Raw genomic sequence first — 15,126 nt, 5'->3', positions numbered from 1 at the left:
GGGGATCTCCCTTGCCCTGAGGGGAGGAATTACTCGAATTGGGACAGGTTGTCTTTGTCTACGCCCACGTAGGCAACGCGGACGACCTTGTTGTCGATCTTCCAGTTGGTGCCTTCACCGGCCGGCTTGCCTTCGGCCAGGTTCTTGGTCAGCTCGAAGGTGGCCTTGGCCTGGTTGGCCGCATCGTTCAGCACGGTACCGGCCATGGCACCGCTCTTGACCATGGCCAGGGCTTCCGGCAGGGCGTCAACACCGAACACCGGGATGGCGGTCTTGCCCTGGGCCTTCAGGGACTCCACGGCGCCCATCGCCATGCCGTCGTTGTTGGCGATGACCACTTCGATCTTGTTGGCGTTCGGACCGGAGATCCAGGCGTCCATCTTGTCCTTGGCCATGGCGGTATCCCACATACCGGTATCCATGTGCAGTTGCTCGGTCTTGATGCCGCCATCGTTCAGGGTCTTGACGACGTAGGTGGTGCGTGCTTCCGCATCCGGGTGGCCAGGCTCACCCTTGAGCAGCACGAACTGGATGACGCCATCCTTGTTCAGATCCCACTCGGGGTGCGCTTTCCAGTGCTTGGCGATCAGCTGGCCCTGGATGATGCCGGACTCCTTGGAGTCGGTGCCCACGTAGTAGGCCTTGTCATAGCTGGCCAGGTCGGCCGCGCTCGGTTCCTTGTTGTAGAAGACCACGGGGATCTCGTCCGCACGGGCTTTCTCAATCACGACAGGGGCCGCCGCCGGGTCAACCAGGTTGATGGCCAGGGCCTTCACGCCCTTGGCCAGCAGTACATCGATCTGGTCGTTCTGCTTGGACTGGTCGTTCTGGGAGTCGTTCATCAGCAGTTCCACACCCGGGGTGGCCGCCGCTTCTTTCTCGATGGCCTTGCGCACCACGGCCATGAAGTTGTCGTCGTACTTGTAGACGGTGACCCCGATACGGGTATCGGCCTGGGCTTGGGCTCCCGCCATCAGTCCCATCAGCAAGGTGGCAACTGTCGTGAGTTTTTTCATTGTTATGCTCCGATCTCTATCTGTTTTTTGTAGGGAATGCTGTACACCGTTTGAGCTGGCGCCAGCCTAATGTAATCAGTTTGTTGTGAGGCGGTCTGTGATCCTGGCAACAAAATGAAAACGTTTACACTCTGTTGCATAGCCGTAATATTGTTAAAAATTAAATAGTTACGTGAGAAACTGCCTTTGGGTCTCGCCATCTCGCGACGGCGGGTCCGGCTAGCGCAGACGGCAGTGCCACTGATAACGACCCGGCAACAGCCAGAACTCGGGCCGCACGCTCTGGCTCCAGGAGTCGTCGCCTCCCACCCCCATGTGGAAGCCATCGAGGCACAGGTGCGTGCCCCCCAGAGCCACCAGATCGGTCTGGTGACGGGCTTCGGTCAGCTGCTGCTGACTGTAGCGGCTGACACTGAAGTGGAAGCGCCCCTCCACCGCCAGATCCCCCAGTTGCAGTGCGTGGGTATCGCAGCGCAGTCCGTTGTCGGTCGGGAAGACATAAGGGGTGTGCAACGCCTCGATGGGCAATTGCCAGCGACCGAGATCGGCGGCGAGCCGGCGATCCGGGTAATTCTCGTGGGGGCCAAGCCCCAGCCAGCTCACCGGGGCACCTTCGGCCGGTTCATCAGCCAGCCAGAGCCGGGCACCGATGCGCGGCAGGGAGGGCATGTCGGCGGCCACCTCCACCTCGATGGCGAGGTTCATGGCGCCCTCCCCGTCCATCCTGTGATGCCAGCGGGTCAGGATCTTCGGCTCGTCACCCACTAAATAGCCGTGGTGCGCCGTGATAAGACCCAGCTCCGGACTCGCCTCCAGGCCGAGACAGCGGTGCTGCAGATCATTGAGTCCGGCCTCCTGCCAGCGGGCAATCCAGGCGTTGGGATCGGCGTGATCCGCCTCGCTGGTGCCGATATCGTTGTCGAGCGGCGCCCGATAGAAATGATCGGCGATGGCGTCGCGCAGCCGCTCGCGGCCCTGCTTCTGCCAGCTGACGATGCGACCACTGGCCTTGTCGAGCTGCCACAGGGAATCTGCGGCGCCAAGCACCCAGTGATCGCGCTGCTCGGTCAGGCTGACCGCCGGGCAGGCCGACGGCAGCGCCAGGGGCGCGGGCAACAGGCATTGCTGGCGAGCCACCTCGTGACCCGCTCCGGCCCAGGCCGTGGCGGTGGGCTGCACGATGGCGAGATCCAGCCAGGCGAGCGCCCCCGGCGCAAAGGCCGGCAGTTGCTCCAGCAGGGTCAGCGTCACGCTCCCCCGGGGAGCCAGCTCGAGCGGGCATTCACCCTGGCTCACCACCACGCCGTCTTCACACAGACGCCACTGCAGAGTCTCGTTATCCGTCTCGCGGAACAGGTATTCGCTGCGGATCTCCACCGTCAGCGGCTGGCGACCCTGCAGGGTCAGAACAAAGGGCTGCTGGGCACGCCGGGCTTCAAACAGGGAGGGATGGGGGGTGCGATCGGGGAACAGCAGGCCGTTGCAGCAGAACTGGCGATCGTTGGGAGTGTCGCCGAAATCGCCACCATAAGCCCAGAAATGGCGGCCATCGTCGGTCTGCTTGTCCAGCCCCTGATCGACCCAATCCCAGACAAACCCACCCTGCAGCCGCGGATGATCGCGAAATGCCTGCCAGTAATGGGCATAGCCCCCCAGGCTGTTGCCCATGGCGTGGGCGTATTCGCACAGGATCAGCGGCCGGGTCTCTTCCGGCAGGCCGATCCACTTGGCCAGTGCCCACTTGGGCACCGCCGGGAAGGGTTGATCCTGATGGGTACGGGCATACATGGGGCAGATGATGTCGGTGGCCGGGGTGTCGGCCCCGCCCCCTTCGTACTGCACCGGGCGGCTGGGGTCCGCCCCCTTCACCCAGCGATACATGGCGTCGTGGGCCGGGCCATAACCGGATTCGTTCCCCAGAGACCAGATGATGATGCTGGGGTGGTTGAAGTCCCGGGCCACCATGCGGGTAACCCGCTCCAGGAAGGCGTTGCTCCAGGCGGGATCCCGCGCCAGCCGCCCCATGGGGGTCATGCCGTGGGTCTCCAGGTTCGCCTCGTCCACCACATAGAGGCCGAGCCGGTCGCACAGGCGATAAAGCTCGGGGTGATTGGGATAGTGGGAGCAGCGCACCGCGTTGAAGTTGTGCCGCTTCATCAGCAGCAGATCCTGCTCCATGTCGGCCGGGGTCACCACGTGACCCGTGGCGGGATGGTGTTCATGGCGATTGGCACCACGAATCAGCAGGGGTTGGCCGTTGACCCGCAGCAGGCCGCCACGGACCTCCACCGCCCGAAAGCCCACGTCATGGGCCTCGCTCTCGAGAGTGCTTCCCTGCTCGTCCAGCAGGGTCAGGGTCAGGCGATAGAGGTGCGGGGTCTCGGCGCTCCACTTGTGTGGCGCCGTTACCGTCAGCCACAACTCGGCGCGATCGTCATACACCCCTTTCTCGTCGATGGCTTGGGTGCCGATCCGCTGGCGCAGGGTCGCTACCCGCTCGTCGCCATCATAGAGGTTGGCCTCCACCGACAGACCGGCTCCGTTGGCCGCCTGCAATTCAACCTTGAGGCGGGCATCCCGGTAGCAGGCGTCGAGCTCGGGCGTCACCCGGATATCCATCAGATGACGGGCCGGTTTGTGCAGCAGGCTGACGGAGCGGAAGATGCCGCTCATGCGCCACATGTCCTGATCTTCCAGATAGGAGCCGTCAGACCAGCGCAGCACCAGGACGGCGAGGCGGTTGGCCCCGGCCTGAAGGAAGGGGGTCAGATCGAATTCCGCCGGCAGCCGGCTGTCCTGGGAGTAACCGACCCAGCGGCCGTTGCAGAAGAGGTGAAACGCGCTGTCCACCCCGTCGAAGATGATCCGGGTCTGTCCCTCGGCCAGCCAGTCCGCAGCAACGGTGAACTCGCGGGAGTAGCAACCGGTGGGGTTCTCGGCAGGCACCCGGGGCGGGTCGCAGGGAAAGGGGTACTTGATGTTGGTGTAGATGGGCACATCCGTGACGGGCCGCGCCCCCGGGTAGGCCGCAGCCAGTTGCCAGTTGCCCGGCACCTTGATGGGGCAGGCATCCGGCAGATCCTCCACCAGCCACTGCTCCGGCACCCGCTCCGGGGCCTCGAACCAGGAGAACTGCCACTCGCCGTCCAGCAGTAGGCGGGAAGGTGACAACCCCCCCATCCTGGCTTCCCCTTCACTGCGCCAACTGGACAAGGGGGTATGGGCTGGCAACCGGTTCACGGCGGTGATCCCCTGGGTCTGCCAATCCTGACGGGCCACTATCTCCCTGAGCATGCTTCACTTCTCCCTGCATTCACGCTGAAAACCACTGCAGTGTAGGAGAGTTTTGCCCGGTGATCGGCGATCCCGCTCACACAGATGTAAACGATTACACTCATTTTGTTAAGTAAAACGGAGTAAAAATCGGATAAATCCGGGTAAATGACCCCATGGGGGAAAAAGCGGACCTTCGGAAGGGCAGAAGATGCCCGGGAGTGTGAAACCGGGAGGCAATGGCCGAGCCAGCGGAGCAAGCCATGGCAAAGACCCGACATCGCGCCCCCCTCGCCTCATCAGGTGCTGGAGCGCCTCAACCCGGTTCCGGGCACGCACGCAGCCCGGCCTCTCGAAGGAGTGTGCAGAGGCCACGAGAGCCCCTGCCCGGCGCAGAGAAAAGCCATGGCGGGCGTCTTGCAGGATCTGGCCGGAAGTGAGGCTCGGCAGGCCGGGGGAGAGGGGCTCGTGACAGACGAGCGGGAAGAGCTGGCGAGTTCGGCAGGCAGGGAGCGTGAGGGGACGGTTGTCACTCCTCAGGCAACCCGCTGTGGTCTGCGCTAGCCATGCTCTCAGCTATCCATGGTCTGAGCTATCTATCGTCTGAGCTATGGGGGTGCTTTATATGCTGCAGTACGGGTTCGCCAGGTGCAGCGCTTGCGCCGACGGGGGCGCAAGCGCTGCGATCAGGACCTGACGGGAGCGACCGAATGGCGGTTGATCAGGGTGGGGGTATAGATGCGACTCTGCACCGATTCGCTCTCCCCTGCGGCGAGTTGCAGCGCCAGCTTGGCCGCCTGGGCCGCCATCAGCTCGATGGGATAGCGCATGGTGGAGAGCTTGGGTCTCAGGTATCTGGCGTAGATGATGTCATCGAAGCCTACCACCGACACCTCCTCCGGCACCTTGAGGCCGTTGTCCGCCAGCACGGAGATGGCCCCTGCCGCCATGGCGTCGTTGTAGGCCACCACCGCCGTGATGGGCAACCCCTTGGCCAGCAGGTTGAGCATGGCGCGCTCGCCCCCCTCTTCATTGGGCATGCCGCTCTCCACCAGCTCGGGATCGGCGAAGACCTCCGCCTCCGCCAGGGCATCCTGATAGCCCTGGTGGCGCAACAGCGCATCCTCGATGGCGTGATCCGAGCTCAGGAAGGCGATATGGCGGTGGCCGAGATCCAGCAGATGACGGGTGGCGGTCGCCGCACCCTGGCGGTTGTTGAGAGCGATACAGCGCCCCCTCAGACTCGGAATGTCGCGGTTGATCAGCACCATGCCGGGGGCACGCAGGGCGTAGTCGACCAGCTCCTCGTCGCCGAGCGCCTTGCTGTGCACCACCAGTGCCTCGCAGCGTTTGCCGATGAGCAGCTCGATAGCCTCCCGCTCCTGCTGGGCGCGGTGAAAACCATTACCCATCAACAGATGCAAGCCCTGCTCCACCGCCACCGCCGCGACCCCTTTGACCAGGGCGCCGAAGAAAGGATCCGCCACGTCCCCCACCACCACTCCCATGGTGTCACAGGTCTGGCTGACCAGGGCCCGCGCGTTGGCGTTGGGGGTATAGCCCAGCTCGGCCATGGCCTTCAGCACCACCTCGCGGGAGGCGGCACTGGCCTTGGGTGAGTTGTTCATCACCCGTGAAACCGTTGCCACTGACACATTGGCCAAACGGGCGACATCCTTGATGGTGCTCATGCTGTTTTCACTTATTTCACGCTGCAACTGGCCGCATTATACCGTTCAATGTCACTGATAACAGGGGGAAAAATCAGAACTTGCCACATTGGTCGATGAAAACAAGTGTAATCGTTTACACATATTTGTTAAGCAGCTCACAGTTTGCCCGTCAGCCCCTCGGCTAGACTCCTGCTCAGGCTTTCCTGATGCGAGGAGTTGAGGGTGGAACAACGGATGAAAGTACTGGTCACCGGCGGTTGCGGCTACATCGGCAGCCACACCTGTCTGGCCTTGCAGGCCGCAGGCATGGAGCCCGTGGTGGTGGACAACCTCTGCAACAGCAAGGCGGGCGTCCTGACCCGTGTCGCCGCCATCAGCGGGCACGAGCCCCGCTTCTACGAGGGGGACATCCGTGACCCGGCCCTGCTGGATCGCATCTTCAGCGAGCAGCACATCGACGCCGTGATCCACTTCGCCGCCCTCAAGGCGGTCGGCGAGTCGACACGCATCCCGCTGGACTACTACGAGAACAACCTGAGCGGCACCCTGGTATTGCTGCAGGCGATGAAACGGGCCGGGGTACGCAATCTGGTGTTCAGCTCGTCGGCCACCGTCTACGGCGATCCCGCCAGCACCCCGATCCGGGAGGATTTCCCCCGCAGCGCCACCAACCCCTACGGCCGATCCAAGCTGATCATCGAGGAGATCCTCGAGGATCTGCAGCGGGCCGAGCCCCACTGGAGCATGACCCTGCTGCGCTATTTCAATCCCGTCGGCGCCCACGAGTCCGGCACCCTGGGAGAGGATCCCCAGGGCATCCCCAACAATCTGATGCCGTTTTTGACCCAGGTCGCCATCGGCCGGCGCGACTGCCTCTCGGTCTTTGGTAACGATTACCCAACCATCGACGGCACCGGGGTGCGCGACTACATCCATGTGATGGATCTCGCCGAAGGGCACGTCAAGGCTCTGGAACACTGCGCCGGACGGGGCGGTGTCCACGCCTACAACCTGGGCACGGGCCAGGGCCAGAGCGTGTTGCAGATGGTCGCGGCGTTCGAGGCCGCCTGCGGTCGGCCCCTTCCCTACCGGATCGAGCCACGGCGCCCCGGCGACATCGCCGAGTGCTGGGCCGATCCCGCCAAGGCCGAACGCGAGCTGGGCTGGCGTGCCCGGCGGGATCTGGCCGCCATGTGCGCCGACAGCTGGCGCTGGCAATCCGCCAACCCCCAGGGGTATGAGGCGTGATATCCGTTTTGCTCCCTTCTCCCGTCGCGGGAGAGGGGCCACAGATGAGCGGCGCACCCGCCCTCATCACTGCCCGCAATTCCTTTATTGAGCTTGAGGAGTGATGATGTTCAACCCGGTTGATCACCCCCACCGTCGTTTCAACCCGCTGACCGGCCAATACGTGCTGGTCTCCCCTCACAGGGCCAAGCGCCCCTGGCAAGGCCAGGTCGAGAAGGTGAGCCTGGCGCCGAGCCAGGCCCATGATCCCGACTGCTTCCTCTGTGCGGGCAACACCCGGGTGACCGGCGATATCAACCCCGACTATCAGGGCACCTTCGTCTTTACCAACGACTTCGCCGCCCTGATGCAGGACACCCCGGCCGCTGACGCGGCGCCGGATCCCCTGCTGAAGCTGGAAGCCGCCCGGGGCACCAGCCGGGTCATCTGCTTCTCGCCGGATCACGGCAAGACCCTGCCCGAGCTGCCCCTGCCCGCCATCGAAGGGGTGATCACCACCTGGATGGACCAGGTGGCCGAGCTCTCTGACCAGTGGGAATGGGTCCAAGTCTTTGAAAACAAGGGCGCCGTCATGGGCTGCTCCAATCCGCACCCTCACGGCCAGCTCTGGGGCAGCGACTTCCTGCCCAACGAGATTGCCCGGGAAGAGGCGCACCAGCGCACCTGGCTGGCCGAACACGGCCGCCCCCTGCTGCTGGACTATGTGGAGCGGGAGCTGGCGGATCGCTCCCGCATCGTGGTGGAGACGGCCCACTGGCTGGCGGTGGTGCCCTTCTGGGCGGCCTGGCCGTTCGAGACCCTGCTGCTGCCCAAGGCCCATGTTCCCTCCATGCTGGATCTCACCCGGGAACAGCAACAGGATCTGGCCATCGCGCTCAAGGAGCTCACCAGCCGCTACGACAACCTGTTCCAGTGCAGCTTCCCCTACTCCATGGGCTGGCACTTCGCCCCGCCCCGTTCCGACTGCCCCGAGGCGTGGCAACTGCACGCCCACTTCTATCCGCCCCTGCTGCGCTCCGCCACGGTGCGCAAATTCATGGTGGGCTTCGAGATGCTGGCCGAGACCCAGCGCGATCTCACCCCGGAACAGGCGGCGGAACGGCTGCGCGCCCTCAGTCCCATCCACTACAACGACCAGAACCAGGCCAACGAGGAGGCCCTATGACCCCGAGCCAGCGCGTCAGCGCCGTGTTTGCCGAGCAGTTTGAGCAACAACCCGACCTGCTGGTACGGGCTCCAGGCCGCGTCAACCTCATCGGCGAGCACACCGACTACAACGACGGCTTCGTGCTGCCCTGCGCCATCGACTACGAGACCTGCGTCGCCATCGGCCTGCGCGGCGACAACCTGGTCGAAGTGATCGCCGCCGACTACGACAACCAGCGCGACCGGTTCAGTCTCGATCAACCCATCGAGCACCACCCCAGCCAGCGCTGGAGCGACTACATCCGCGGCGTGGTGAAACACCTGCAGGCACGGGGCCACGCCCTGCGCGGCCTCAATCTGGTGGTCTCCGGCAACGTGCCCCAGGGGACGGGTCTCTCCTCCTCCGCTTCCCTGGAGGTGGCCATCGGCCAGGCCTTCAAGGAGGCCCAGGGGCTGGCCATCAGCCAGGCGGAAATCGCCCTCAACGGCCAGCAGGCGGAGAACCAGTTCGTCGGCTGCAACTGCGGCATCATGGATCAGATGATCTCCGCGAGCGGCAGGCAGGATCACGCCCTGCTGCTCGATTGCCGTTCCCTGGAGACCCGGCTCATCCCCATGCCCACCGATCTGGCGGTGCTCATCGTCAACTCCAACGTGCGCCGCGGCCTGGTGGACAGCGAATACAACACCCGTCGCCAGCAGTGCGAAACCGCCGCCCGTCACTACGGGGTCAAGGCCCTGCGGGATCTTGACCTGGCCACCCTGGAAACGGGCAAGGCCGGTCTGGACGAGGCCTGCTATCGCCGTGCCCGCCACGTGGTCGGCGAGAACGCCCGCACTCTGGCGGCGGCCGATGCGCTGGCACAGGGCGATCTGGTGCGCCTCGGCGAGCTGATGGGCCAGTCCCACGCCGCCATGCGCGATGACTTCGAGATCACCGTGCCCCCCATCGACGGCCTGGTGGAGATCATCAAGGCCCGGATCGGCAGCGAAGGCGGTGTGCGCATGACCGGCGGCGGTTTTGGCGGCTGCGTGGTCGCCCTGCTGCGCCCCGAGAAGGTGGCCGAGGTGATCGCCGTGGTGGAGGCGGAATACCCGGCCCGTTTCGGCCTCAAGGCGGACTGCTACGTCTGCCGTGCCAGCGCAGGGGCCGGCAGACTGTAACGCACGCCTGACAACGGGTGACGCCCCCTGCCCGGCACTCGCGACGCCGGCAGGGGGCGACGGGATCACGACGGGGAACCGCAAACCATGATGAGATTCGAGCTGGAAAACGAGGAGGGACTGCGGCTGCGCGGTCTCGCATACGGGGCCACCCTCACCTCCCTCACCCTGCCGGTGGCGGGAGAGCGGCGGGAGGTGCTGCTGGGCTGCGCCGACGAGGCCTACCTCACCCAGCAGGTATGGCTGGGGGCCGTGGCGGGGCGCTTTGCCAACCGCATCGGCGGCGCCCGCCTTGAGCGGGAAGGCCAGTGCTGGACGCTGGACGCCAACCAGGGGGCCAACTGCCTGCACGGCGGGCGCGACGGGTTCCATCGCCGCACCTGGCAGATCAAGGAGCAGGAGGCGGACAGGGTCAAGCTGGCGCTCCTCTCCCGGGCGGGGGATCAGGGCTTTCCCGGCAATCTGAGGGTGAGCCTGGAGTATCGGCTGGAGCAGTGCGATCTGGTGGTCGACTTCTGCGCCAGCACGGACGCCCCCAGTCCGGTCAGCCTCACCAGCCACGCCTACTTCAACCTGGATGGCGGTGGCGACATCCGCCACCACACCATCAGCCTCGACGCCGACCGCTACCTGCCCACGGATGACCAGAGCCTGCCACTGACCATCGCCCCGGTGGAAGGCCCCTTCGATCTGCGCGTCCCCCGCCCCATCGGCCAGGCGTGGCTGGACCACCCCCAGCAGCAGTTGGCCAAGGGGTACGATCACGCATTTCTGCTCAACAACAGCGATTTTGAGCCTGCTGATGAGCCGTTTGGTGGGTCCAACCAGCCATGGGCCGCCCGGGTGATCTCGGGGGATGGCAAGCTGGCCATGGCGGTCTACACCAACCAGCCCTCCCTGCAGTTCTACAGCGGCAACTGGCTGACCGGCACACCGGATCGTCAGGGCCGACCCTACCGGGATTACGACGGTTTCTGCCTGGAGGCCCAGCAATTGCCCGACAGCCCGAACCGGCCCGCCCTCGGCGATCCCTGGTTGCTACCGGGGCAGCGTTATCGCCACCAGACCCGCTATCGCTTTATTCCTGCCCCCTGACAGCCCTGCTCGGGCAGACGAAGGGGCCCGGGCACGCCACCACGTCATGGCGGCCCCGGCCCCGATGGCACCGCCGAATCAGCCGGGGTGAGGCCCGCCGCAGGGCCCGTCGCTCCTCATTGCACACCAGCCCAAGGAACCGCACCGTGATGGATGACAACTACCTCGCCGCCCCCGACCGCTACCAGCGCCAGCGCTATCGACCGGCGGGCCGCCACGGCCTGCGCCTGCCCGGCATCGGTCTGGGCCTTTGGCACAACTTCGGCGCCGGGAGCGATCCCGCCACCGCGAAGGCCATGGTGCATCAAGCGTTCGATCTGGGGATCACCCACTTCGATCTCGCCAACAACTACGGGCCACCGCCGGGATCTGCCGAACTGACCTTCGGCACGCTGCTCAAGAGGAGCCTGGCTCCCTATCGGGACGAGCTCATCATCGCCAGCAAGGCGGGCTACGTGATGTGGGACGGCCCCTACGGCGATGGCGGCAGCGCCAAGTACCTCTTCGCCAGCCTGCACCAGAGCCTGCGCCGTCTGGGCCTCGACTACGTGGACATCTTCTATCACCACAGGCCGGATCCCCGCACCCCGCTCGAGGAGACCTGCCAGGCCCTGGCCCTGATGGTGCGCCAGGGCAAGGCGCTCTACATCGGTCTCTCCAACTACCCGGCCCCGCTCGCGGCCAAGGCTGCCGCCCGGCTGGCGGAGCTCGGCACCCCCTGCCTGGTCAACCAGCTCAAATACTCCCTGTTCCAGCGCGATGTTGAGCCCGACACCCTGCCGGCCTGCCGGGAGCACGGCATGGGGGTGGTCGCCTTCTCGCCCCTGGCGGGGGGGCTGCTGAGCGATCGCTACCTGGCGGGCATTCCCGCGGATTCTCGTGCCGCCAGTGCCAGCCCCTTCCTCACGGCGGACCAGATCACCGAGGAGAAGCTCGCCACCGTCCGCGCCCTGCATGCACTGGCCCTGCAACGGGGTCAGTCCCTGTCGCAACTCGCACTGCAATGGGTGCTGCGCGACCCCGTGGTGAGCTGCGCCCTGATCGGCGCCAGCCATCCCCAACAGATAACGAGCGCCGTCGACGCCCTGGGGCAGCCCCCCCTGGACGATGATCTTCAACAGAAAATCCTGTCCATACTGGCCTGACAGCACAAAGAGATCATAAAACAGAGGTCAACAGGCGTGACTGACCTGTCAGAACGTGACGGGGCAGTCATGGCTTCTGACAGCATGCGGCAAGCCGCGCCCTGCATGGTCCGCCAGCGCCCTTTCCCGGCCGGAACAGGGCGCTGAAATCCCAAATATTCACTGGTTGCCCGCGCGATTTTCCGCCATCATTGGCCGCCCCGACCCGTTCGGGGTTGATTTTATCCAGACCCCATAACCAAGAGATCTGCACCATGACCGAATCCTACGCCCTGTTCGTCGCCTTTGTGCTGGGCATAGTGGAAGGCCTGACCGAGTTCCTCCCCGTCTCCTCCACCGGCCACATGATCATCGTCGGCCACCTCCTCGGGTTTGAAGGACCCAAGGCCGCCACCTTCGAGGTGGTAATCCAGCTCGGCTCCATCCTGGCAGTGGTCGTCATGTTCTGGCGCCGCCTGTTCGGACTCATCGGCATTCACTTCGGTCAGAAACCGACCCCGGGCCACGCGACCCTCTCCCTGGTGCACGTCATCCTCGGCATGCTGCCTGCCGTGGCCGTCGGGCTGGCTATCCACAGCTGGATCAAGGCCAATCTGTTCGGGCCGGAAACCGTGATGTATGCCCTGGTGGCCGGTGGCATCCTGCTCATCATCGCCGAAAAGTTCCGCCCCGCCGTGACCGCGGAGACCCTGGACGACATCAGCTACAAGCAGGCCTTCGGCATCGGCCTGTTCCAGTGCCTAGCACTCTGGCCCGGTTTCTCCCGCTCCGGCGCCACCATCAGCGGCGGCATGCTGATGGGCATCAGCCGCCACGCGGCAGCGGAATTCTCCTTCATCATGGCGGTACCCATGATGATCGCGGCCAGCGGCCTGGATCTCTACAAGAGCCGCGACTTCCTCTCCATGGCGGACTTCCCCATGTTTGCGGTGGGCTTCGTCACCGCCTTCGTGGTGGCCATGGTCGCCATCAAGACCTTCCTGGCGCTGATCCGTCGTCTCGACTTCATCCCGTTCGCCATCTACCGCTTCCTGCTGGCCTTCGTCGTCTACCTGGTCTTCGTGGCCTGATGGGCTTTGCCCCCAAGCAACACAAAAGGGACCCGAGGGTCCCTTTTTTCATGCCATGATACCGCCTCAGTCGCGCGGCAGCCCGCTATCGCCGAGCAGCCGTGATCCCAACTCAATAGAGGTGCTGGCTGATGCCGTTGAGCAGCCGTGACAGCCCCTTGGTGAACTGCACGGGGGCATCTTGCACCGTGTAGCAGAGGCAGCCGTCCGGGGTTCGGGGGCTGTGGGCGTGGCTGGCGTCGCGCCAGATGAAATCCCCCGCCTGATAGCGGGTGTCGCCATCCTCGATGGTGCCCGCCAGCAGCAGGGTCAGCTCATATCCCTTGTGGGTGTGCTCGGGGATCCGACCCCCCGCCTCGATGTGGAGCAGGTTGGCCCGCGCCCCCATCTCGTCCAGGGGCAGGCTGACCTGGCGGATGGCCCCGAGATGACGCCACCTGGGGGCATGATGCCGTGCCAATGCCCGCGGCAGCCGGTAACTGTGACCCGCCACCCTGAGCTCTGGCCTCGGGCTCTCGGGAAGGGCGAGCGCCGCCTCCGTCGCCACCGGCTGTTGCAGTATGCCCGCCAGCATGGCATCGAATCCGGCGGGCAGCGCCTCGTCCGGCGCGTCAGGGGCGAGATGCTGGCACGCCAGCGCCTCTTCAAATTGCTTCACCCGGGCGGCGCACTCGGGGCAGAACTCGCAATGGGCGGAGACACCGACGGCCAGCGGCAGAGGCAGCTCGTCGGCAGCGAAGGCGCGCAGCATGGGTTCAGTCGGATGGGTCTTAATCATGGCCTTGCTCCACTTGTTCCTTCAGTTTCTGTAGTGCCAGCCGCAGCCGGGACTTGATGGTGCCAAGGGGCACGCCGAGCCGGTCGGCCAGCTCCTGCTGGGAGAGCTCCTGCAGGTAGATGCCGCGCACCACCTGCTGCTGCGGCTCCGGCAGCGTGGCGACATAGTGGGCCATCTGGCGGGTCAGCACCGCGTCTTCACCGCCGCTCAGGTGCTCCTCTTCGGCCCGGAATTCCAGCAGCGGCCAGATCTCCTCGGCGCAGAGCTCCTCCTTGCTGACGCGGCGGCGGCGCAGCATGTCAAAGCTCTGGTTGCGCATCACTGTGTAGATCCAGGTGGTGGCGGCGCCCTTGTCGGGGTGATAGAGCCGTGCCTTCTGCCAGACCAGCAGCATGGTCTCCTGCACCAGTTCCATGGCGTTGGCCTCGCTGCCGAGGTGGCGCAGCCCGTAGCTGCGGATGCGCGGCGCGAAGTGGTGGAAAAGAGTGGCGAAGGCAGCCTTGTCGGCACGCTCGGCCACCCGGACCAGCAAAGATGTGAGGTCGCCGTCTGGGTTGTCCATGGGGGGCGATGTCCTGCGTGGAGCCGATTGTGGTTGGCCAGTATATGCCATTGCGCCATCCCTCGCGTGTGGTGTTCACCCCCAATACGGTGGGCGAGGAAAAAGGATCACCGGGAAGGGGAATTCAATGGCTCGCGACCAGCAGACCGCTCAGCAGGGAGAGAGTGGGCTGGTTGTCCTTGGCCGCCACCAGCCACTGTTTTTGCTCCACCGGGATGGGCAGCACCTCCAGCCAGCGCTGGGCGACCCAGCTCGCATCCTCCCAGTCCGGCTCCGGATAGAGGGCCGCATACTCCGGATAGTCGTTGAACACGTCCTGCAACGCCTTGGCCAGGGAGTGCTGATCCGCCTGGAGCCTGCCGCTCTGCCAGGGGGGCAGGGGCTCCACCTCGCCGACCCGCAGACCGTCCTCTTCCTGCCAGAGATCCGTGATACGCACCCGCTCCACCCCGAGCACCGTGATGCCGAGCAAACCATCGGGCAGCAGATCGAAATCGATGATGCGCACCCGGGTGGCGATGGGGTACATGTTGCGCAGCGCGTCGGGCTGGCGGGGGTCCAGCATGCAGAGCGCGAACTCCCGCTCCCGGGACTCGGCGATCATGCGCTGGTATCTGGGCTCGAAGATGCGCAGCGGCATGATGCCGCCCGGCAGCAGGTGAGCGGAGAGTGGAAACAGTACCAGTGTCATGGGAATCATCCTCCAACGGCGTCCTCAAAGGATACGACCGCCACGGGAAGCGGGATCATTCAGATCGAATCGGTATAAATAACCCTGTCATAATCAGGGGAAAATAGCCTGGACAAGCCGTTTCGTTATGCAGTAGAAATGGATAACCACCACTTATCCAAATCAATATCCTGCAATGTGGTGGAAAACGCAGTGAAATATCCGCCACACCTACGGGTGCGGGCCGTTCCTATAGTTTTCTCGGCCCGATGCGGGTAAAATTCAC

At 64.8% G+C, this 15,126-nt stretch carries 12 protein-coding genes; 6 read left to right on the top strand and 6 right to left on the bottom strand.

Going from position 1 to position 15,126, the window contains the following annotated elements; genetic code table 11:
- Positions 1–29: 29 nt before the first annotated feature.
- From mglB to AB5Y70_RS02920, 3 genes are all read right to left on the bottom strand, one after another.
- Positions 30–1,016 carry a galactose/glucose ABC transporter substrate-binding protein MglB gene (gene mglB / locus AB5Y70_RS02930; RefSeq protein ID WP_010676016.1) on the bottom strand — a complete coding sequence of 329 codons (987 nt, stop codon included), beginning with the start codon at positions 1,014–1,016 and terminating at the stop codon, positions 30–32.
- Between the two features lie 219 nt (positions 1,017–1,235).
- The gene (locus tag AB5Y70_RS02925; RefSeq protein ID WP_102948938.1) at positions 1,236–4,310 is read right to left on the bottom strand and encodes a beta-galactosidase; all 3,075 of its coding nucleotides are present in this window, start codon (positions 4,308–4,310) and stop codon (positions 1,236–1,238) included.
- Positions 4,311–4,975: 665 nt separating this feature from the next.
- Positions 4,976–5,980: a substrate-binding domain-containing protein gene (locus AB5Y70_RS02920; protein WP_010676018.1), complete on the bottom strand. Its 1,005-nt coding sequence runs from the start codon at positions 5,978–5,980 to the stop codon at positions 4,976–4,978.
- A 216-nt stretch (positions 5,981–6,196) separates the two neighbouring features.
- Here AB5Y70_RS02920 and galE point away from each other — a divergent pair, with 216 nt between their 5' ends.
- From galE to bacA, 6 genes are all read left to right on the top strand, one after another.
- Complete coding sequence (galE, locus tag AB5Y70_RS02915) at positions 6,197–7,210, top strand: UDP-glucose 4-epimerase GalE (protein WP_102948939.1); 1,014 nt, start codon at positions 6,197–6,199, stop codon at positions 7,208–7,210.
- Positions 7,211–7,316: 106 nt separating this feature from the next.
- Positions 7,317–8,375 (top strand): UDP-glucose--hexose-1-phosphate uridylyltransferase, encoded by a 1,059-nt coding sequence (locus tag AB5Y70_RS02910; RefSeq protein ID WP_102948940.1) that lies wholly within the window; start codon positions 7,317–7,319, stop codon positions 8,373–8,375.
- Positions 8,372–9,520, top strand: coding sequence for a galactokinase (gene galK, locus AB5Y70_RS02905; protein WP_045522840.1), 1,149 nt, complete (start codon positions 8,372–8,374; stop codon positions 9,518–9,520). Before AB5Y70_RS02910 ends, galK begins: the two co-directional genes overlap by 4 nt.
- A 27-nt stretch (positions 9,521–9,547) precedes the next feature.
- Positions 9,548–10,615: a galactose-1-epimerase gene (locus AB5Y70_RS02900; RefSeq protein ID WP_223918059.1), complete on the top strand. Its 1,068-nt coding sequence runs from the start codon at positions 9,548–9,550 to the stop codon at positions 10,613–10,615.
- A 149-nt stretch (positions 10,616–10,764) separates the two neighbouring features.
- Positions 10,765–11,760: an aldo/keto reductase gene (locus AB5Y70_RS02895; RefSeq protein WP_102948942.1), complete on the top strand. Its 996-nt coding sequence runs from the start codon at positions 10,765–10,767 to the stop codon at positions 11,758–11,760.
- Between the two features lie 254 nt (positions 11,761–12,014).
- Positions 12,015–12,830: an undecaprenyl-diphosphate phosphatase gene (gene bacA / locus AB5Y70_RS02890; protein WP_102948943.1), complete on the top strand. Its 816-nt coding sequence runs from the start codon at positions 12,015–12,017 to the stop codon at positions 12,828–12,830.
- Positions 12,831–12,942: 112 nt separating this feature from the next.
- Here bacA and AB5Y70_RS02885 read toward each other — a convergent pair whose 3' ends face one another.
- The 3 genes from AB5Y70_RS02885 to AB5Y70_RS02875 form a co-directional block, all read right to left on the bottom strand.
- Positions 12,943–13,608, bottom strand: a complete 666-nt coding sequence (locus AB5Y70_RS02885; protein WP_043153968.1) for a ChrR family anti-sigma-E factor — start codon at positions 13,606–13,608, stop codon at positions 12,943–12,945.
- Entirely contained in the window at positions 13,601–14,170 is a 570-nt protein-coding gene (locus tag AB5Y70_RS02880) for a sigma-70 family RNA polymerase sigma factor (protein WP_162624086.1), read from the bottom strand. The genes AB5Y70_RS02885 and AB5Y70_RS02880 overlap by 8 nt, the downstream gene beginning before the upstream one ends.
- A 124-nt stretch (positions 14,171–14,294) precedes the next feature.
- Entirely contained in the window at positions 14,295–14,861 is a 567-nt protein-coding gene (locus AB5Y70_RS02875; protein WP_010676027.1) for an LON peptidase substrate-binding domain-containing protein, read from the bottom strand.
- Between the last annotated feature and the right edge of the window lie 265 nt (positions 14,862–15,126).

The organism is Aeromonas sp. s1(2024) (genome assembly GCF_040908005.1).
Lineage (GTDB): Bacteria > Pseudomonadota > Gammaproteobacteria > Enterobacterales > Aeromonadaceae > Aeromonas > Aeromonas caviae.
This window is presented reverse-complemented; position numbering and strand designations above follow the sequence as displayed.